General features: G+C 60.5%; 19 protein-coding genes. 4 read left to right on the top strand and 15 right to left on the bottom strand.

Annotated features, from left to right (window positions below):
• Positions 1-307 precede the first annotated feature (307 nt).
• From E8E68_RS19750 to E8E68_RS19720, 7 genes are all read right to left on the bottom strand, one after another.
• Entirely contained in the window at positions 308-907 is a 600-nt protein-coding gene (locus tag E8E68_RS19750; RefSeq protein WP_110743088.1) for a hypothetical protein, read from the bottom strand.
• Positions 907-1,605, bottom strand: coding sequence for a hypothetical protein (locus E8E68_RS19745; RefSeq protein ID WP_110743089.1), 699 nt, complete (start codon positions 1,603-1,605; stop codon positions 907-909). The genes E8E68_RS19750 and E8E68_RS19745 overlap by 1 nt, the downstream gene beginning before the upstream one ends.
• A gap of 94 nt (positions 1,606-1,699) precedes the next feature.
• Positions 1,700-2,461 carry a phosphate ABC transporter ATP-binding protein PstB gene (gene pstB, locus E8E68_RS19740; RefSeq protein ID WP_017148287.1) on the bottom strand — a complete coding sequence of 254 codons (762 nt, stop codon included), beginning with the start codon at positions 2,459-2,461 and terminating at the stop codon, positions 1,700-1,702.
• 76 nt (positions 2,462-2,537) lie between these two features.
• Complete coding sequence (gene pstA, locus E8E68_RS19735) at positions 2,538-3,431, bottom strand: phosphate ABC transporter permease PstA (protein WP_280344002.1); 894 nt, start codon at positions 3,429-3,431, stop codon at positions 2,538-2,540.
• The gene (pstC, locus tag E8E68_RS19730) at positions 3,428-4,396 is read right to left on the bottom strand and encodes a phosphate ABC transporter permease subunit PstC (protein ID WP_266031983.1); all 969 of its coding nucleotides are present in this window, start codon (positions 4,394-4,396) and stop codon (positions 3,428-3,430) included. Before pstC ends, pstA begins: the two co-directional genes overlap by 4 nt.
• Positions 4,397-4,466: 70 nt before the next feature.
• Positions 4,467-5,498, bottom strand: a complete 1,032-nt coding sequence (pstS, locus tag E8E68_RS19725; protein ID WP_110743092.1) for a phosphate ABC transporter substrate-binding protein PstS — start codon at positions 5,496-5,498, stop codon at positions 4,467-4,469.
• Between the two features lie 368 nt (positions 5,499-5,866).
• On the bottom strand, positions 5,867-6,100 hold the full coding sequence (locus tag E8E68_RS19720) for a hypothetical protein (RefSeq protein WP_110743094.1): 234 nt from the start codon (positions 6,098-6,100) through the stop codon (positions 5,867-5,869).
• 315 nt (positions 6,101-6,415) lie between these two features.
• On the opposite strand from E8E68_RS19720, the gene E8E68_RS19715 reads away from it, so the two are divergent.
• Positions 6,416-7,642: an MFS transporter gene (locus tag E8E68_RS19715; RefSeq protein ID WP_110743300.1), complete on the top strand. Its 1,227-nt coding sequence runs from the start codon at positions 6,416-6,418 to the stop codon at positions 7,640-7,642.
• 33 nt (positions 7,643-7,675) lie between these two features.
• Here E8E68_RS19715 and E8E68_RS19710 read toward each other — a convergent pair whose 3' ends face one another.
• The 6 genes from E8E68_RS19710 to E8E68_RS19685 form a co-directional block, all read right to left on the bottom strand.
• Entirely contained in the window at positions 7,676-8,566 is an 891-nt protein-coding gene (locus E8E68_RS19710; RefSeq protein WP_266031981.1) for an alpha/beta hydrolase, read from the bottom strand.
• 26 nt (positions 8,567-8,592) lie between these two features.
• Positions 8,593-9,726 (bottom strand): aminotransferase class V-fold PLP-dependent enzyme, encoded by a 1,134-nt coding sequence (locus E8E68_RS19705; protein ID WP_266031980.1) that lies wholly within the window; start codon positions 9,724-9,726, stop codon positions 8,593-8,595.
• Positions 9,727-9,847: 121 nt separating this feature from the next.
• Positions 9,848-10,717, bottom strand: a complete 870-nt coding sequence (locus tag E8E68_RS19700) for an isocitrate lyase/PEP mutase family protein (protein ID WP_266031979.1) — start codon at positions 10,715-10,717, stop codon at positions 9,848-9,850.
• Between the two features lie 120 nt (positions 10,718-10,837).
• The gene (gene ttdB / locus E8E68_RS19695) at positions 10,838-11,446 is read right to left on the bottom strand and encodes a L(+)-tartrate dehydratase subunit beta (protein WP_110743098.1); all 609 of its coding nucleotides are present in this window, start codon (positions 11,444-11,446) and stop codon (positions 10,838-10,840) included.
• Positions 11,443-12,351 carry a L(+)-tartrate dehydratase subunit alpha gene (ttdA, locus tag E8E68_RS19690; RefSeq protein ID WP_110743099.1) on the bottom strand — a complete coding sequence of 303 codons (909 nt, stop codon included), beginning with the start codon at positions 12,349-12,351 and terminating at the stop codon, positions 11,443-11,445. The genes ttdB and ttdA overlap by 4 nt, the downstream gene beginning before the upstream one ends.
• 10 nt (positions 12,352-12,361) lie before the next feature.
• Positions 12,362-13,708 (bottom strand): dicarboxylate/amino acid:cation symporter, encoded by a 1,347-nt coding sequence (locus E8E68_RS19685; RefSeq protein WP_280343991.1) that lies wholly within the window; start codon positions 13,706-13,708, stop codon positions 12,362-12,364.
• 194 nt (positions 13,709-13,902) lie between these two features.
• Between E8E68_RS19685 and E8E68_RS19680 the strand changes: the two genes are divergently transcribed.
• The 3 genes from E8E68_RS19680 to E8E68_RS19670 are packed head-to-tail and all read left to right on the top strand — an operon-like array spanning position 13,903 to position 16,896.
• Positions 13,903-14,832 (top strand): LysR substrate-binding domain-containing protein, encoded by a 930-nt coding sequence (locus E8E68_RS19680; protein ID WP_266031977.1) that lies wholly within the window; start codon positions 13,903-13,905, stop codon positions 14,830-14,832.
• A 26-nt stretch (positions 14,833-14,858) separates the two neighbouring features.
• Positions 14,859-16,214, top strand: coding sequence for an MATE family efflux transporter (locus E8E68_RS19675; protein ID WP_266031976.1), 1,356 nt, complete (start codon positions 14,859-14,861; stop codon positions 16,212-16,214).
• Positions 16,215-16,254: 40 nt separating this feature from the next.
• Entirely contained in the window at positions 16,255-16,896 is a 642-nt protein-coding gene (locus E8E68_RS19670; protein ID WP_110743103.1) for a TetR/AcrR family transcriptional regulator, read from the top strand.
• A 33-nt stretch (positions 16,897-16,929) separates the two neighbouring features.
• Here E8E68_RS19670 and E8E68_RS19665 read toward each other — a convergent pair whose 3' ends face one another.
• Both E8E68_RS19665 and E8E68_RS19660 read right to left on the bottom strand, forming a co-directional pair.
• Positions 16,930-19,638, bottom strand: coding sequence for a glycoside hydrolase family 3 C-terminal domain-containing protein (locus E8E68_RS19665; RefSeq protein ID WP_266031975.1), 2,709 nt, complete (start codon positions 19,636-19,638; stop codon positions 16,930-16,932).
• A complete protein-coding gene (locus tag E8E68_RS19660; protein ID WP_266031974.1) occupies positions 19,635-19,877 on the bottom strand; it encodes a hypothetical protein in 243 nt (80 codons plus the stop codon). Before E8E68_RS19660 ends, E8E68_RS19665 begins: the two co-directional genes overlap by 4 nt.
• Between the last annotated feature and the right edge of the window lie 351 nt (positions 19,878-20,228).

Below are 20,228 nucleotides of genomic sequence, written 5' to 3'. Positions count from 1 at the left end.
TTGAGGCTGATGCAGTACCTGGGGAAACAACTGGCTTGCTCAATTTTTAGAATCTAGCGCAGTGACCATTGTGGGAGCGGGCTTGTCCCGCGAACACCGGCAGAGCCGGTGCCATGCACCGTGTTGGATGCTTCGCGGGGCAAGCCCGCTCCCACAGGTCCCCCGCAGGCTTGAGGCTGATGCAGTACCTGGGGAAACAACTGGCTTGCTCAATTTTTAGAATCTAGTGCAATCCCTGTGGGAGCGGGTAAGACACAAGCGGGTTTACCCACGAAGGCTGCTACGCGGTCGCTGGCATTGCGTCCGTTCAGGAAGCGAGTGCCTGCGAACGCTGGCACGCGGGCATTTCGTAGCGGTGTGGTTGCTGCCAGGCCAGCCGTGCCTGCACATCTACCACCGCGTCCTTCACCTTCTGCGCCCAGTGCTCATCCTTCGGGCACACCACCACCACGCGGAAACCGTGGTCGACACCTTCCAGGCGCACACCTTCGGAATCATCTACGTGCAGGTCGATATCAAAAGCCGAAGGCAGCTTGGACGGTGAGTTTTCCAGCCCGTTCTGGGCCAGGATCCGCTGGTGCCGATCACTGTTGACCACACCATCGACATGAATGCCGTAAAGCATCAGCCACCGGCGGATGTAAGCCGGGGTGCGCCCCGACGAGGTATAGATCCAGATGCTGCAGCCTTGGCGACGCAGGTCGCGGATCAGTTCGCGGGTGCCGCTGCGCAGCGGCTCGCCCAGCCAGCGATGGACGAAACCCGGCAGCTTGCTCTGCTCCGCGGCGGCGTGCTCGGCCAGGCAGGCCAGCGTGTCGTCGATATCGAACGAGACGCGTACCTGACCGCGATTGAGCTTGCGTTCAATGGCTTGCCGCCCGCGCTCGAACAGGGATGCCTGTTGCATCAGCGGCCCCTCTCGCAGACCGACACCGGGGTGCCGCGCAGGAAGAACGTGTCGGCCGCAGGCGCCTTCGCTTCAAGGAAAGCGGCGTACTTTTTCTTGATCTTGGGTAGTTCGTACAAGGCCTTGACACCGTGTTTGGCGGAGTTGCGTATGACCGAGGACGGGTTGAAGTAACCCTCGGCGTTGTCCAGTGACAGCACAAATGGCGGTAGCCCGGCCCGCATCAGCAAATAGCTGACAATGAGCGAACCCGTGCGGTTGTTGCCTTCGATGAACAGCTGCGGCTTGCTGAGAATCCGTACATACACACCGGCTGCCCGCTTCCAGATCGAATCGCTGCGGTACGAGCAATACCAGTTGTACAAATCCTTGATGCCGCCTTCAACGTTGTTGAAAAAGTGTGCTTCGGTTGCCGCAAGGTGCGGGGCGAATTCCACACGGCGGGCTGGGTCGCTGCCACACAGCACAGTGGCATTGATCTCCAGCATCAGGTTCAGCTGTTGCAGGTCGAACAGGTCGATACCGCGAGCGACATAGTCGTCAATCAGCGCGTAGCCTTCAACCACATTCAGCAACACCTCGTCGGTAAACGGGTCCCGCGGTTCGGTGAAATGCTGGCTGAGTTCGGCAAAACGGCTCTGCACCTCGCGCAGTGCGCGCTCTACCGCTGACAGATCTAGACGACGCGTCGCTCGCATTGGAAATCCCGGGTAACACTTTAACGGAAGGTAACGCGACCGGGTCTTGCAACCTTCCTGGTCGCAACACCCGGCCACCTTGTACAGGAGCGACTCAGCTGAACTTGCCGCTGATGTAGTCACTGGTCAGTTGCTCGCGCGGGTTCTGGAAGATTTGCGCGGTTGGCCCCATCTCCACCAGGTAGCCGGTGCGGGTACCCTGGGAGATATCGACCGAGAAGAACGCCGTGGTGTCAGCCACACGAATCGCCTGCTGCATGTTGTGGGTCACCAGGGCGATGGTGTAGTCCTTCTTCAGCTCGACCATCAGCTCTTCCACGCGGCGGGTGGCGATCGGGTCGAGTGCCGAGCACGGCTCATCCAGCAGCAGCACTTCCGGCTCGGTGGCAATGGCGCGGGCGATGCACAGGCGCTGCTGCTGCCCGCCGGACAGCGACAGGCCGCTGACCTTGAGCTTGTCCTTCACTTCGTCCCACAGCGCCGCGCCTTGCAGGGCGTGCTTGACGCGGTCGCCCAGGTCACCCTTGTAGCGGTTCAGGCGCAGGCCGAAGGCGACGTTGTCAAAGATGCTCATCGAGAACGGGTTGGGCTGCTGGAACACCATGCCGATGTACCGGCGCACCACCACCGGATCGACGCCCTTGCCGTAGACATCCTGGCCAAGGAAGTGCACGTGGCCTTCGAAACGGAAGCCCTTCACCAGGTCGTTCATGCGGTTCAGGCTGCGCAGCACGGTACTCTTGCCGCAGCCCGACGGGCCGATGAAGCCGGTAATTTCGTTCTTGCGAATTGGCACATGGCTGTCACGCACGGCCATGAAGTTGCCGTAGAAGATCTTGTCCAGCTTGCAGTCCATGACAATCGGGGTGGCTTCGCTGGCCACGGGAGCGGCTCGTTGCACAGTGGATACGTTCAAGTGGATGCTCCCTTTCTCAGTACTTGGGCTTGCCGAAAACACGGCTAAGAATGTTGATGACCAGCACGATCATGACCAGCACCAGCGAGGCCGCCCAGGCGAGCTCCAGCTGGTTGTCGAACGGCATGCCGGAGAAGTTGTAGATCAGTACCGCAAGCGAGGCTGTGGGGTTCATCACCGCCAGGTCGCCGTCGTGGTAGATCCAGTAGTTGCTGAACAACGCGGTGAACAGCAGTGGCGCGGTTTCGCCAGCGGCGCGAGCCACGGCCAGCATCACCCCGGTAAGGATGGCCGGCAGGCCGGTGGGCAGGACGATCTTCCAAATTACCTGGGCACGGGTGCAGCCCATGCCGTAGGCGGCATCCTTCATGATCTTGGGCACCATCTTCATCGACTCTTCAGCGGTGAGCACGACGATCGGCAGCATCAATACCGCCAGCGCCACGCCGCCTGCCGGTGCCGAGTAGGTACCGGTGGTCATCACCACCAGGGCGTAGGCAAACACCCCGGCCAGGATCGACGGCAGGCCGGTGAGCATCTTGGCAGCAAAGCGCGCGGCATTGGCCAGTTTGCTGTCCGGGCCGAGCTCGGCGAGGAACACCGCGGCCAAAATACCGACCGGCACGGCGATGGCGGCTGCAATGCCGACCATGACGAAGGTACCGGCCATGGCGTTGCCGAAGCCGCCGCCCATTTCGAAGCCGGTAGGTGGCAATTCGGTGAACACTTCCAGGTTGAGCCGTGCGCCACCGCGGGTGATCAGCATGTACAGCACGGAAATCAACGGCACGCTGGCCACCAGCGCCGCGAACCAGGCCAGCGTGGTCAGGATCAGGCTGCGCAGGGCACGGCCTTCCAGCTTGCGCTGCAGGCTGGGCAGCGCGGCTACAGGGTTCGTCAGGTCAGTCATTGTTTGTTACCCCGCTGGGCGTAGAGCATGATCATCGAACCGAGCACGTTCACCAGCAGGGTGATGAACATCAGTACCAGTGCTGCATACATCAGCACCTCGACCTCGTTCGGGCCGGCTTCCGGGAAGTTCAGCGCCAGCAGCGCCGCCAGGGTATTGGCCGGGGCGAACAAGGACACGGAAATGGTGTTGGCATTGCCGACCAGCATGGCCAGCGCCATGGTTTCACCGAGTGCACGGCCCAGGCCCAGCACCAGCGAACCGAAGATGCCGGTGGCGGCGGAAGGCACCATCACCTTGAGGATGGCTTCCCAGTGGGTGGTACCCATGCCGTAGGCCGCCTGCTTGGTTTTCATCGGCACGCTGGTCAGCGCATCCTGGGAAACGGCAGCGATGGTCGGCAGGATCATGATTGCCAGGACCAGTGCCGCAGGCAGCAGGCCAGGCCCGCTGAGGGAGGTGCCGAAAAACGGGATCCAGCCCAGCTCGCTGTTCAACCAGGTAGTCACTGGCCGAATCGCCGGGATGACCACATAGATGCCCCACAGGCCGTAGACCACGCTGGGGATGGCGGCGAGCAGCTCGACGATGGTGCGAAACACCGCGGCAAGCCTGGCCGGAAGGAAATCCTGGGTCAGGAAAATGGCCATGCTGACGCCGAAGAAACCGGCGATCAACAGGGCGATCAAGGCGCTGTACAGCGTACCCCAGATCGCCGGCAGAATACCGTACTTGCCTTGGTTAACGTCCCAGACGCTGCCGAACAACACATCAAAACCGTGCTTTTCAATGCCGGGCAGTGCCTTACGGCCGACTTCGTAAACCAGCGCGAAGACCAGCGCCAGCACCAGCACCACACCAATGCGCGCAAGCGCACGGAAGGTGCGATCGACCAGAAAGTCTTTCGCAGACGGTGGCTGGCACGCGGAATCGGGGTTATCCGGTATGGCAAAGGGTGTGTTCATGGGCAAGTTCCGGGACAAGGGACAAACACCCCCGGCATGGCTTCATGCCAATACCGGGGGCGCCTGGGTATTACTGGATGTTGGCAGAGGCTTTACGCACCTGGTCGACAACCGACGGAGGCAGCGGGATGTAACCCATCGAGTCGGCGATGGTCTGGCCTTTGGTCAGGCTGTACTCGACCATTTCACGCATGGCCTTGGCTTTTTCCGGGTTGCCGTTGTCCTTGCGGAAAATCATCCAGGTATAGGAAGTGATCGGGTAGGACTTGGCACCGTCCGGGTCAGGCAGCCAGGCCACCAGGTTTTCCGGCATGTTCACCGCAGCCAGTGCTTCAGCACCGCTCTCGGCATTCGGCACGACGTATTGGCCAGCCTTGTTCTGCAACATGGCGAAGTCGACCTTGGCCAGCTTGGCGAAACCGTATTCGATGTAGCCGATGGCGCCCGGGGTCTGGCGGACGGTGGCGGTTACGCCGTCGTTCTTCGGCGACTTGATGAACTTGTCGGTGGCCGGCCAGTTGACGGTGTTGCCTTCGCCCAGCCCTTGCTTGAAGTCAGCGTTAATGGCCGACAGGTGCTTGGTGAAGACGGCAGTGGTGCCGCTGGAGTCGGCACGCACGACCACGGTGATCGGGGTGGCAGGCAGCTTCAGGTCAGGGTTGGCCGCAGCGATTTGCGGGTCGTTCCACTGGGTGATCTTGCCGAGGAAGATGTTGGAGTAGACGTCGCGCGGCAGCTTCAGCCCTTTAGGGTTACCCGGCAGGTTGTAAGCCAGGACGATTTCACCGGCGGTCATTGGCAGCAACTGCACGCCTTCGCCAACCTTGGCGATGTCTGCTTCGCTCATGGCCGAGTCGCTGGCGGCGAAGTCGACGGTCTTGTTCAGAAAGTCCTGAACACCCGCCCCGCTCCCTTTGGACTGGTAGTCGACAGTGACGCCAGCAGTGTTCTTGCTGAAGTCCTTGAACCAGGTCAGGTAGATAGGCGCCGGGAAGCTCGCACCGGAACCGGTCAGGCGAACGTTCTCCGCGGCGAAAGCCCCGGAAGTGGCGCAAAGCGAAACGGCAACGGCGAGTGCAGCAGACTTCATCAGGCGAATCATCGAAAAGCGCTCCTTGTGATGGCCGGCACACTTTGCATCAGCTGTGTTACAGCTTTGTGACTATTAAGTGGCAGAGCCTGCGGTAGAGCTTTTCAGCCGTGCCATGACGGCAGGTTGATGTCATGCCTGGGTGAAACGAACGGCTCACGCACAACGCCTGGCAAGCACCTGCGCGCTCCGAACGGGTAGCGGATAACACTCGCGGACTTCTGGCAACTCACGGGCAAGTCAGAGCAAGCAAAGCCAGATGATGGGAGCGCGCAGTGAAGGCATCAAAGGACGCTTAAGCATTGCCAAGGCTCAGCGGGCAGCGGCGCTAGGCAGCCACAGTTGAAGAGGCGTGGAGTGCTGCGCGTTCACATCCACTGTCAACCATTCCCGGCGATACCGGCGTCATCGGCACCCCGGCAGCGGTTGCGGCAGGCACATTCGAACTCCGCTTGGGCACGGGTAGGGAAATTCACGCTCAGGCGGACCTTTTCCAACGTGTCGTAGAGGTCATAGCCCTCCCCCAATGCGGCGGGAAAGCCAAGCCGCCGAGGATAAACCTCTTTCTGCAGTGGCACTGCGGGAACCACAACGAAGCGTGTCTGCATGATCATCCCTCTTCGGCAGTGCTTAAGTATTAGTACTGCTATGTGAAAGCATCAAGATGACTCATGCAATATTTTGGGTCAGCAGCGCGCCTCGGGGTGATGGGAGGGTGCCGGGTGCGAACGTGGCATCACCCGTTTTTGCGCGCCAAAGAAAGGTGCGACCGATAGCGGCCGCTCTGCGCAAGGCGTTTCATCGATTGCAATGATGATTACTATCACCCGGGCGGCCTGTCGAGCTGGCATGCCTGCCCCCTATAATCGCCGGCAAATCTCCCCTCTTGCGCCTGTTTCAGGCGACATCCCTCCTTGGAATTCGACACCATGCCAAGTGCCAGCCAGGCCCCTCGGGGCGTTCCCGAACACAATCAACAAAGCGTCGCCCAGCAGTGGCTGGCGATTCTCTCGGTCGCCGTCGGTGCCTTCGCCCTGGTCACCAGCGAGTTCCTGCCGGTGGGGGTACTGAACGACGTGGCCAGCGACCTCGGCATCAGTGCCGGCCTTGCCGGCCTGATGGTCACCCTGCCTGGCATCATGGCCGCGCTGGCCGCCCCGATCATTTCCGTGGGCGTTGGCGGGCTGGACCGGCGTTACCTGCTGATCGGCCTGACGCTGATCATGATCATCGCCAATGCCATCGTTGCCTACGCGGGTGACTTCAACCTGCTGCTGGTCGGCCGCGTGCTGCTAGGGGTAAGCATCGGCGGCTTCTGGGCCACCGCCATCGCCCTCAGCGGGCGCCTGGCACCTGATGGCATGGGCGTGGCCAAAGCCAACTCGATCATCATGGCCGGGGTTACCCTGGCAACGGTGGTCGGCGTGCCTGTGGGCACCTGGCTGAGTGGCCTGATGGGCTGGCGCATGACCTTCCTGGTTACCGCCCTGGTGGGTGTCCCTGTGTTGCTGGCACAAGTGTTCCTGCTGCCACGCCTGATGCCGGAAAAGGCCATTCGCATCAGCGACCTTCCGGCCCTGTTCATCAACCCGCAAGCGCGAGTCGGCCTGATTGCCGTATTGCTGATCGGCCTGGCGCACTTTGCCGCGTACACCTATGTTGCGCCGTTCTTCAAGCAGAATGCCGGCTTTGATGGGCCTGCCATTGGTTCGTTGTTGCTGCTGTATGGCGTGGCCGGCTTCATGGGTAACATTTTTGCCGGCTTTGCTGCCAACCGCAGCGTGCGGCACACCTTGATGCTGGTCGCACTCATGATCGCCGCCAGTACCGCCCTGTTCCCGTACTTCGCCACCGGCATGACGGGCGCTGCGATGCTGATCGCACTGTGGGGCTTTGCCTTCGGCGCGTTCCCAGCGTGCGCCAATATCTGGATGTTCGTCGTCGCGCCCAAGGATGTCGAGCGCGGCATGCCGCTGTTCGTGGCCTTGTTCCAGGTGATCATCGCCGTGGGCTCGTTCTTCGGTGGGCAAGTGGTCGACCACATGGGCACGGCGGTGCTGCTGAGCCTGGCCACAGCACTGGTGGGCTGTGGGTTTGTCACGGTGCTGGTGCTGGGTCGCAATGTCAGCAACAGCCTGGCGGCGCAGCCGGGCTAAGGTTGCCCAGCAGACTCCGATACCCGGCAAGACTCATCGACCAAGGAAGTCAGTAACCGCACCGGTGAACGCCCGCGGCTGGTCCAGCATGACGAAGTGGAAGCTGCCATCGATACGCGTGAAGCTGATATGCGGCGTTCCCGCATAGGCGTTACGGAAGGTCGCATCAACGCTGGCAGCGGGCATGCCATACAAGGGGTCATAGGCATACACGACCTCGACCGGTACCTGGATACGGCCAAGCTCAGGGCGCAGGTCGGTAGTCATCAGCTCATAGGTGGCATCGGCTACGGTTTGGCGGTCGGAGCGCAGCGCTGCGTCAATCAGCGCAGGCCTGGCCGCCGGAGTCTTCGCCAACCGTTCAATGGCTGTGCGTTGCATCGCTTCGGCCTGTGGCGCCGGGGCGCCCAACTGCGCATCACGTAATCGCGCAGCGTGTGGTGCAGCGGTTGCGGCGGTCGCAGCAGGGTCGATCAGCAGCGTATAGAAGGGCAGCGCATCGACCACCATCAGCCGCCCTACCCGCTCGGGATGGCGTGCGCCAAGCATCAGTGCCACCTCGCCACCCAGCGAATGGCCAATGATGGCTGGCGCCTCAAGCTGTTGGCTATGGATGTACTCTGCGACTGCTTCGGCTACTGGGGCAACTACGCGCCCGTCTACAGGAGGCACGCCAGGGGCACCGGCAAAACCTGCAACCTGCACCCGATGCAGGCGATACTGCTGGCGCAGGTTGCTGGTGAGCCCTGCCCATACTTCGGATGACGAGGCCAGCCCCGGGATCAGGATAACGTCCGGCCCGGCACCTTCGACCGTTACCGAAATGCGTTCCCCCCCCACAGACGTCGGCTGGCTTGGTGCGGCCAAGGCCGCAGTCAGCGACACGCTGGTACCGATTGCCGCAAGCAAAGTGCGGACACGCATGTTTGCCACTCCTTTGACTTCAACCTTCAGTTCACCATCACGTCTTCCAGTGCCTGCTGAAGTGTACTGACCGTGCGCTCGATATTGTGCAGTTTTTCCAGCCCGAACAGGCCGATGCGGAAGGTCTGGAAGTCGGCCGGCTCGTCACATTGCAACGGCACCCCGGCGGCAATCTGCAGGCCGTGGTCGGCAAACTTCCGACCGTTCCTGATATCGGCATCATCGGTGTAACTCACCACTACACCCGGGGCCTGGAAGCCGGTTGCCGCTACGCTCCTGATGCCTTTACCGGTCAACAGGGCGCGCACCCGTTCACCCAGTGTCTGCTGTTCGTTGCGCAGCTTGTCGAAGCCGTAAGCCTGCATCTCGTTCATCACATCGTTGAACCGTGCGAGGGAGTCGCTAGGCATGGTCGCATGGTAGGCATGGCCGCCCTGCTCATAGGCCTGCATGATTTGCAGCCACTTTTTCAGGTCGCAGGCAAAGCTGCTGCTTTGCGTCTGCTCGATGCGTGCGAGCGCCAACGCACTGAACATCACCAAGGCACAGCAAGGAGAAGCGCTCCAACCCTTCTGCGGCGCACTGATCAACACGTCGACCGCGCACGCCTCCATGTCCACCCAAAGCGTGCCGGAGGCGATGCAGTCCAGCACGAACAGGCCCCCCACCGCATGCACGGCGTCACCGACCGCCCGCAGGTAATCGTCGGGCAGGATGATCCCGGATGATGTTTCGACATGGGGGGCGAAGACGATCTGCGGCTTGTGCGCCTCGATGGCTGCCAACACTTCGTCCAGAGGGGGTGGCGCGTATGCTGCCTGGCGACCGGTTTCGACCGGTCGAGCTTTCAGCACCGTGGTAGCCGCCGGGATGTTGCCCATCTCGAGGATCTGGCTCCAGCGGTAACTGAACCATCCGTTGCGGATAACCAGGCATCGCTGGCCGGTGGCAAACTGCCGGGCTACCGCCTCCATGCCGAACGTACCGCTGCCCGGTACTACCGCGACAGCCTGGGCGTGGTAGACCTGCTTCAGGGTGCTGGAAATATTCTTCATCACACCTTGAAACACCTGCGACATGTGGTTGAGCGAGCGGTCGGTGTACACCACCGAATATTCGATCAGCCCCTCAGGATCAATACCGGGATAGAGCTTTGACATGCGGTGATTCCTTCGGCAGAGGTGTCAGTGGTATCGACCCTGCCTCAAGCCTTGGCAAATGACAAGGTCGATTGGCCAGTTGTAGCCCCTGCTCGAGGTCACCGCCACCCAACCCGAACGCCTATGTGGCGGGAAACTGCATGAACATTGAGGCCTGGTCACTGTAGATTTCTTGCAACGCGTATTTCTTTACCAGCGTAGTAGCACATTCACTCGCGGTGCTGTTCGGGTTGCGCTGGGCCCGCAAGCTTTCGAAGGTTGCTTGAACCGCTGCAAAGTAAGCCATGTGTCCGTCCACGACGATGCGAGTGCCAAGGTCCGCCAGGCCGGGGGCATCTCGCAACTCGCTGTTACCGTAGGTGATGAGCATGATCGGCGTGCTGAGCCCATCCGCAATAGCGGCGAGGCTTTCAAAATGCTTCACGCCCACGAGGCAAATGGCATCAGCGCCGGATTGTTCAAATGCCCTGGTTCGTTTGATGACATCCGTCAATGACTGGGCCCCCGCATGCGTGCGGGCGACTATCGCCAGCGACGTATCGGCCCTCGCTTCTTTGGCCGCGCGTAGTTTACCGACCGCCTCATCAAGACCGATAAGTTCGACCGCTCGCCCGCCAAAGCGCGCAGGCAGTAAAGTGTCTTCGATGGTGATCGCTGCAACGCCCGCCCGCTCGAGTTCGGTAACGGTACGCATCACGTTCAGCGCGTTGCCATAACCGTGATCAGCATCGGCAATAATGGGCAGACGGGCGACTCTACCAATGCGTGCGGCCTGCTCTGCAAACTCGCTCAGCGTGATTAAAGTCACGTCTGGGGCACCTAATACCTGCAGCGAAGCAACGGACCCACCTAAAATTCCCACTTCGAAACCTAGGTCCGCAGCGATGCGAGCCGACAAAGGGTCGAACACTGAAGCCGTACTGATACAAGTTTGACTTTGGAGTATTCTGCGAAAGTCATTACGCAATTCATGGTGGCAGTGGTTTCGCATGGCGATCTCTTGAAATGATCCAGTCAGCCGTGAAGTGAGGCTGTGCCAGGATCCAGAGGTGTCGTAAGGAAATTGAGAGAGGGGGCAGTTCAGGCCTGTTCGCTGAACTGCCCAGGCTCATCACTTGATGAATCGAACTTGGCTGTTGATCTTCTCGATGACCGCACCTTTGCGTTCGTTGAAGCGTGCCTTGTTCTGCTCGAACAGGTTGTTGCCCTTGGTGTCGATAGAGATGATCAGAGGCCCGAACTCACGCACCCGGTTGACCCAGAGCGTCTCCGGCATGCCCAGATCCTGCCATTCAGCCCGCTCGATTTCCTCGACCTGGGTGGCGGCCAGCACTGCGCACCCACCAGGGAACACGGCGTGCACCGCTTTGTTCTCCAGGCACCCGGTGGTGGTCTCAGGGCCCATGCCGCCCTTGCCTACGATCAGCTTGACACCGGTCTGCTCGATGAACTGCTTTTCGAACTTTTCCATGCGCATGCTGGTGGTCGGGCCGATGGAGACCATCTCGAAGGTGCCATCTTCTTTCTTCTTGACGATGGGGCCAGCGTGGAAAATAGCGCCACCCCGCAGGTCAACCGGCAGCTCCCGGCCCAGCTCGATCAGCCGGCGGTGAGCGACGTCACGGCAGGTCACCAGCTGGCCGGTCAGGTAGACCACATCACCGACGTTCAGGTTAGCCAGGTCTTCATCACTGATCGGGGTATTGATGATTTTTTTCACAGTACTACCCCTTCGTGGGAGAGGATGTCGTAGGTCAGGTCAGCGTTGATGCGGATCTTGCCGCGGCGGTGCGCCCAGCAACCGGTGGACACCGCCACCCCAATGGTCGAGGGGTGGCGCGCCGAAGACTCGATGTTCACGCCCATCACGCTGCTGTTGCCGGTCAGGCCCTGCGGGCCGATGCCGATTTCATTGAGGCCTTCTTCCAGCAGTTTTTCCATCATTGCCGCGCTTTCGTTCGGGTGGCTGGAGTCCACTTCGCGCAGGATGGCCTTCTTCGACAGGCGTGCTGCGGTCTCCACCGAGGTAGAGACACCCACACCTACCAGCAATGGAGGGCAGGCGTTGACACCCCGCGAAGTGATGACATCGAAGACAAATTCTGTCACCCCTTCATAGCCTTGGCCTGGCATCAATACCTTGGCCGAACCCGGCAGCGTGCAACCGCCACCGGCCATGTACACGTCGACGATGGCGTAGTCGGCATCGGGGATAATTTCCCAGTCCAGCCACGGGATCTTCGAGCCGGTGTTGGTGCCCGTGTTCTTCTCGATGAAGGTTTCCACCGCATTGTGGCGCAGAGGGCCGCGGATGGTGGCTTCCTTGGTTGCGTTTTCGAGGATGCCTTCCATTTCACCGAGCAGCGGGAAGCGTGCACCGGCCGAGATGAAGTATTGAATCACGCCGGTGTCCTGGCAGCTGGGCCGGTTGAGCTTGTCGGCGTATTCCTGGTTGTCGGCCATCGAGTCGTACACCGCAATGGCCAGCGGATTGGTTTCTGCGGCACGCAGCTTGGCGGTTTTTTCTTTGACGTCCTTGGGCAGGCGTTTGCCAATGTAGGCAGTAAACTTGGCCAACGTGTCAGTCAATGATGAGACGGCTGCTTCTTTCTCTGTGGTATCCACGGTTATTTCCTCAGTGCATCACAAGGTGTTTTTTTTCAGGGCTGTCGGCGGGTTGTGTCGCCATAGCCGGTAACTCTGTCTTTTCTTGCTCCCCGAAGGCTTTGCCATCCAGCACCTGGTTCATCCGATCGCTATCGAGTGCACCCACCCATTTCGCAATGGCCATGGTTCCGACCGCGTTGCCGATGGTGTTGGTGATGGCGCGGGCCTCGGACATGAAACGGTCGACGCCGAGCAGCAGCACCATGCCGGCGACCGGAATGTTGTCCATGGTTGCCAGGGTCGCGGCGAGCGTGATGAAGCCTGAGCCAGTTACCCCGGCCGAGCCCTTCGAGGTGAGCAGCAGCACGCCCAGTACGATCAGTTGATCCATGAGGGACAATGGCGTGTTGGTGGCTTGGGCGATGAAGATCGCGGCCATGGTGTAGTAGATGCACTGGCCGTCAGGGTTGAAGGTAAGCCCGGACGGGATAACCAGGCCGACGACGGGTTTGGACACCCCAACCTTTTCCAGCTTGTTCATCAATTGCGGCACTACCGACTCGGATGAACTGGTGCCGAGCACGGTGAACAGCTCTTCGCGCAGGTACTTGAGAAACTTCCACAGGCTGAAGCCCGACATCCGCGCGATGCTGCCCAGGATGATCACCACGAACAGGAAGCACGTGAGGTACATGGTCGCCATCAACTTGCCTAGCGACACGATTGAACCCAAGCCGTACTTGCCTACGGTGAACGCCATTGCCCCACAGGCTGCCAACGGCGCGACGCGCATGACCAGGCCAACGATGTAGAACATGCCGTGGGAGAAGGCTTCCAGCACGTCAACGACCGGCTTGCCCCGTTCGCCCAAATTGGCCAGGGCAATGCCCAGCAACGTGGAAAACAGCAGGATCGGCAGGATCTCATTCTTGGCGAAGGCGTCGACTACGCTGCCTGGAATCAGGTGCAGCATGAAGTCGGTAAAACCGCCCGCGCCCGTGGCTGCGGCTGAGGTGTAAGTGGAGATTGCCTGGGTATCCAAGGTGGCAGGGTCGACGTTCATCCCCTGCCCCGGTTGCACCAGGTTCACAACAATCAGGCCCAGTACGAGCGCAAAGGTTGACAGTACCTCGAAGTAGATCAGGGCTCGCGCACCTACCCGGCCCAGTTCCTTCATGTTTTCCATCTTGGCAATGCCCAGCACCACCGTCGCAAAGATGATGGGCGCGAACACCATCTTGATCAGCTTGATGAATGCATCACCCAACGGCTTCATGTCCGCGCCGACCTGCGGCCAGAACACGCCCAACAGGATGCCGATCGTGACCCCGATCAGAACCTGCACGTACAACTTGCTTACCAATCGCTTGGCCATTGCCGTCTCCGAATTATTGTTGTGAGTCGGATTTATGTGGCGACTGGGCTACACAGCGCGAGGCAAGCTCGCGCACAGGCTGGCAGCTAATAGCCCAGATTTTTTGTGGTTAATCACGCAGGGCTTAAGTTAATGGTTTTTTCAGAATGGTGTAATACAATGAAATTAAACTCATTGTTTACCTGGAGTTAATTATGAACCCCGTGTCTGAGCTTGCTTTCTTCAGTCAGCTCGTCGGGGCAGGTAGCCTGGCGGCCACGGCTCGCGAACTGAACCTCACGCCACCTGCAGTGACGAAGCGTCTTGCGCAATTGGAAAAGCGCCTTGGGGTTCGATTGCTGAACCGGACCACACGCAGCATCAGCCTCACGGCAGAGGGTGAGACCTATCTGGTCAATGCCAAGCGGATCCTGGAGGAAATCGAGGAGATGGAGCGTCAGGTCTCAAGTAGCCGCGCTGAACCAAAGGGATTGCTGCGTGTGAACGCGCCTCTTGGCTTTGGGCGTACCCATGTAGCGCCAGCCATCTCATCCTTCGCCAAGCGTTACCCCGAGGTGGAAGTCCAGCTGCACCTGAGCGACCGTCCGATCAATCTCCCGGATGACGCGATCGACGTGGCTATCCGTTTCGGTGACCTGCCGGACTCGAGACTGATTGCTCGAAAGATTGCCAGCAACCGCCGACGTCTCTGTGCCACACCGGGCTACCTGGACGCCTTCGGAAGACCCGAGTCTCCACGCGATCTGATGAAACATAACTGCATCGTATTGCGGCAGAACGATGCGGCATTCGGAACTTGGCGATTGAGTCGGGGGAAGCAGATCGAGTCGATAAAGGTTCATGGTGGCTTGAGCACCAATGACGGTGAGGTCGCACTGTGCTGGGCTTTGGAAGGGCATGGGATACTCATGCGCGCAGAATGGAACCTGGCTGATCACTTGCGATCCGGAAGGCTCGAAGAGGTGCTAGGGGACTACGAAACGCCTCCGGCGGACATCTATGCGGTTTATCTGGAGCGCCTGAATCTTTCTGCGAAGGTGTCATTTTTCATTGAGCACCTCAGGGAATGCTTCAAGAGCAAGGCGGATCAGCAGGCAAACAGCCTTGCGGCCTGGGCGCGTTGACACGGCTTTCCAGCAGATAATCCACCATGAAGACCTCAGTCATCACCTTCACACGCGGCAACATCGGCCACCATGTACTGGTGATGTCGTCGACAAGTGCTATCGCCCTGCTCGCCACGTTTCTCACGGATATCCTTACGCTTACCTATATCGCCCTGCTACACGACGAACCCTTGGTGGCCGCCGTCGGCATCGCCAAGACCCTGGCGTTTTTCAACGCTAGCCTGGTGACCGGCATCATCGTCGCCGCAGGCACCATGATTTCCCGCCGCATAGGCCAAGGAACCTGTGCTGCGCTACCGGCACTGATCAGCCACATGTTGCTCCTGTCGACATTGGCCGCGACCGTGATAGCGCTCATCCAGTGGCGCTATCTGGACTTTTTCGCCGACTTGCTGGGGGCAAATCTTCCGGCCTCCGCCGTTGCCCGCCCGTTCATCGCCATGACCTTGCTGGCCGCGCCACTCATGACCATCACCCAGGCGGCGGCCCAGGCGTTGCGTGCCAGCGGACACAGTGGCCGGGCCTTGGCCGTGGTGCTGACCGCGGCCCTGTGCCTGGCGCTCGTCGACCCGATACTGATTTTCGTGCTCGATCTAAAGCTGTGGGGCGCCGGACTGTCCTGCTTGTTCTCAGGCATCGTCGGGAGCGTTGTCGGCCTGGTTCAACTGCGCCGGCATGTGGGGCTGACCATGAACATACGCTGGCGCCTGGTACGCCTATATGGTGTGCGGATCAATCGAGTCGCCCTGCCCTTTACCCTGGCAAGCCTGGCCATGCCGCTGGCGCTTACCTACGCCATGGCGCAATTGGCCAAGTACGGCGTCTCGGCGATGGCCGGCATGGCGCTTATGGATCGGATATTGCAGATCACATACTGCCTTTATTTCGCCCTGCCGAGCGCGCTGGTACCGATCCTTGCGCAGAACCTGGGCGCCGGTGCCAGCCTGCGGGTACAGGCAACACTGCGCAGCGCCTGCAAGCTGGTGATCGGCCATGGCCTGGCAGTTTGGGCACTGTTGCTGGTAGCGGCGCCGTGGCTGGGGCCGCTGTTCGGGCTGTCCGGGCCTGGGCAACACCTGGTCGAACAGCTGTGCCGCTTCGGCCCCGGGTTGTGGCTGCTCATCGGCCTGGACTTCATTGCACTTTCGCTGTTCATCAGCAGTGGTCGGGTGTGGTGGGTACCCGCCTTTGCCTGGCTGCGCGCCACCGTGGGCAGCGTGCCGTTCGTATGGGCAGGTGCGCAGGCCTACGGGGCCAGCGGGGTCATGCTCGGGCTATGGTGTGGCAACGCACTGATCGCGGTCATTTCAATCGTTACCGCCGTTACCATCAATCGCCGGGCACGTATTGGCCGCACCGACACTGGATGTTTGCCATAATCAGAGCCCTGCACACCTCAACACCGTTCCCAGTGGGTTTATGTCAGAACAGGATCACAACGAGTCGGCCGTCGCACCGGCCACCAAACGCCGCCGCGCGCCGAAGGGCGAGATGCGCCGCGCTGCGCTACTGGATGCTGCCACCCTGGTCTTTGCCAAGGATGGATATGGCGCCGCGTCCATGCGGGATATCGCCGAGCTTGCCGGCATCACCACGGTCGGCCTACTGCACCACTTTCCCAACAAGGTCTCGCTGCTGCGAGCACTGATCGACCGCCGTGATCAGCGGATCACGGACCAATTCGCCACGCTTGAGATCGCGCCGACGCTGGACAGTTTCCTGGCCTTCGTGCGCATGAGCATGACGTTCAGTGTCCAGAGCCTGCCGGAATGCCAGGCAGCGATGATGATCGGTGTCGAGAGCCTATCGGAGCGGCACCCGGCCTGGCCTTGGTACATGGAAAAGTTCGAACTCACCCATGCCCACGCCCGAACGCACCTGGCCACGCTGATCGAGCATGGCCAGGTGCGGCCGGATGTGGATGTGAAAGCGCTGGCCACTGAAATCTTCGCCGTCATGGACGGCCTGCAGCTCCAGTGGCTGCGCGCCCCCGAACAGGTCGACGTGGGCGCGACGTTCGATGCCTACCTCCAGCGCCTGGCGGATACCATCCGCCCCTGAGCGACCGGTCCGTCCATGAACCGGCGGGCCGCTTCAGTAGGCCTGCGAAGCGCTGACCTGCACAGCCGCACGCAGCGGTGTCGGAAGCGGGTTGCTGTCGCGGGTGGTCAGGTGCTGTGGGATCAGGGTCAGCAAGGTGCGTTGCAGGGTCAGGTGCTCGGAATCCGGGCCCACCCAAACCTTGAACTTACCGGCATCGACATCCCAGCTGTCGGTGTTCTGCACGAAGTACGCCAGCGAGCGCGAATCGATCGGCAGGCTTACAGTCTTGCTCTCACCGGGTTGCAGATAGACCTTGGTGAAGCCCTTGAGCTCCTTCTTCGGACGGTCGACTTGCGGGTCGATCGGCTGAATATAAAGCTGGGCGACTTCAAAGCCAGCCTTGTCCCCGCTGTTGGTCAGGGTGAACTGGGCATTGATGGTATTGCCCGGTGTCATCACGTTGCTCGACAGCTTCAGGTCCGAATAGTCAAACGTGGTGTACGACAAGCCGAAGCCGAACGGATACAGCGGTTTGGCGTGGGTTTTGTCATAGCCTCGATAGCCCAGGTACAAACCCTCGCTGTAGTCGATCTCGGTCAGCGGGTTGTCGCCGCGGTAGGCCGCCGGGTCCGGATACGAGGCATAGCTCGGGTTGTCTTCGATGTGCTTGTCGATGGTCACCGGCAGCTTGCCCGACGGGTTGACCTTGCCGTACAGGATCTCTGCCAGCGCCTGGCCACCCTGCTGGCCCGGGAACCAGGCGTGCAGTGTCGCGCCCACCGTGTTGGCCCAAGGCTGCATGTTGGCAACGCCACCGCCGTGCATGACCACGATGGTGTTGGGGTTGGCCTTGGTGACGAACTTGATCAGGTCAGCCTGCTGGTCCGGCAAGTCGTAGCCGTGATCGGAGCCTTCGCCTTCGTTTTCGTAGTTGGTGCCGGCGGCGACCACCACGGCATCGTATTGCGCCAGGTCCTGCGGCGGACGCAGGGACGCCCAGCTCATCTGCACGCCGGCCAGACCGCCCAGCGCAGGGGTGAAGTTGCCTTGCACGCGGCGGTACTCGAGCTTGACAGTGTACGACTTGCCCGCCACCAGGGCTGCGCTCTGGCCGGAGGTGACCAAGGCGTTGACCACGTCGGAGGAGTACGGCACACCGTCGCTTTCCACCACCAGCTTGCCGTCGACCCAAAGCTTGTACGGGCCATCAGCACGCACCTTGAACACATGCTTGCCGGAAATGGTTGGCTTGATGGTGGCGGTGAAGCGCGCTGAGAACGCGCCGGCGGCCGGGCTGAAGCCGCTCACTGCGGTCGTGCCGTTGTCGGTCTCGTTAGTGCTGGTGGTCCAGTTCAGGTTCACCCCAGGCTCGACCCGGGTAAGTACAGGCGAGCCGCTCAGGGTGGCATTGCTGAAATACTCGGCTTTGACACCGGCATTGCTGACCTTGCCACTGCCCGGCTGATACCACACCGCCGTTTTCGGATTCAGGCTCAGCGCCGACAGATAGGTGACGTTGCTGCTGCTCGAGGCCAGCTGCTGCAGGCCGCTCAGTTCGGTGACATAGCTGTTGGGCGGCGAATTCGCCGTGCCGAACGGCGAAGCGGGTGCCTGGGCGGCCCAATCACCAATCACCGCGATTTTGGCCGTGCGCGCCAGTGGCAGCAAGGGCTTTCCGGCCGCCGTCTGAGCGTTGCGCAGCAGCACGATGGATTCACGCGCGAGGTTCAGCGAGGCACGCTGACCGTACTCGGTGTGCTCCAGGGGCTGCGCGCTATTCATATGTTCCTGCAGGTCGTAGCTAACGATGCCCCGCAGGTTGCGCTTGACCTTGTCATCGATCACATTCTGGGTGAGCTGGCCGCTCCAGAGGTACGGCAGCAGGTTGGCTTCGGTAAACTGCAAGCCCGACGGCATATCGATGTCGGTGCCGGCCCAGGCCCCTTTGAACGGGTCGTGGATAGCGTTGAAGTCACTGATCACCATGCCCTGGTAGCCCCACTCACCCTTGAGTACCTCGGTGATCAGGTGATGATTTTCACAGGCGTAGTCACCATTGACCTTGTTGAAACCGCACATGATCGAGGCGACGTTAGCGTTCTTCACCATGGACTCAAAGCCCGGCAGATACAGCTCGCGCAGGGTGCGCTCGTCGGCAACGACATTGACCGCCTGGCGGTTGGCCTCCTGCTCGTTAGCCAGGAAGTGCTTGCCGCTGGCCTGAATACCCTGAGCCTGGATGCCGTTGACCACGGCCGGCGCCAGCACAGCGCCAAGGAACGGGTCTTCGCCGCTCAGGTATTCGGCCGAGCGGCCGTTGTAGGGCGTGCGGTACAGGTTGACCCCTGGCGAAAGCATCTGTTGCCCGCCCGAAATGCGCGTCTCATAGGCAATGGCCAGGCCGAACTCCTTGGCCCGATTGATGCTCCAGCTCGCAGCAAGTGCAGACTGTGAAGGGTACTGAGCGCCGAAGGTAGCATTGTTGACGTGCACACCCATCGACGAGTCGTAGGCTACGGTGCCCTGGATGCCCCACTTGAGCAGCGGCGGGATCATGTGGCCATCATTGACCCGGGTGAAGTTGATCTTCTCGGCGGTGTTCATATTGTCGAGGATTGAGCTGACCCGCGCCTCGACTTCGTTGCCGCTGGCCGGTGCTGCGGCCAGTGCGCTGGATGCCTGGATCACGCCAAGCGCCAACAGGCTCAGGCCCAGGGTGTGTTTCAGGGGATTCACGCGGCGGTTCCTTGTAGGGCTCATGGCTGGCTGACCTGGGTCGGGGCGTCGCTGGTGTCGACAGGGGCATCGATCACGGCGTTCGAGGCTGCGGCCTCCTGGCTGACCCGATCGACGCCGGTGATGCGGTCGCGCTGAGCATCGAGCTGTTCGCGCGCGCTCTGGGTGGTCGCCTGTTGGCGAGTAGTCGAAGTGTCTGCAAAAGCATTGATATGCGTGGCCAGCAGTGCGGAACAGGCGAGCGGCAGCAATAGTCTATTCATCGAATAGTTCTCGATTGAAAGGTTTGAAATGAACGACATGGCCCGGGCCCAGGCATGCAGCGGGCATAAGTCTGGGCACTGTGAGGAAAAGTTCAAGCCGCCAGAAACATTCGGGCGAAGCGCAAGCCGAATAGACGCGAAAAAGAGGACTAATAGTGCTTTATTTCATATGTTATTAACGCTTCAAATCATAGAATTAACGGGGTGATTGGTTTTCTGTTGCCAAAATATTCACAAGAAAAGGATTTTTGGTCTTTTTTCACCAGATTATAGCAATAACAACCCTATCACAAAACCTAGTTGCAGTTAGGTTTAACAGTCTGATAAGCTCTCCCAGCAAACAGTAAAGTC

The organism is Pseudomonas sp. BN607, from assembly GCF_029871175.1.
Lineage (GTDB): Bacteria > Pseudomonadota > Gammaproteobacteria > Pseudomonadales > Pseudomonadaceae > Aquipseudomonas.
The sequence above is the reverse complement of the archived record's forward strand: the minus strand, read 5'-3'. Positions and strand labels throughout refer to the sequence as shown.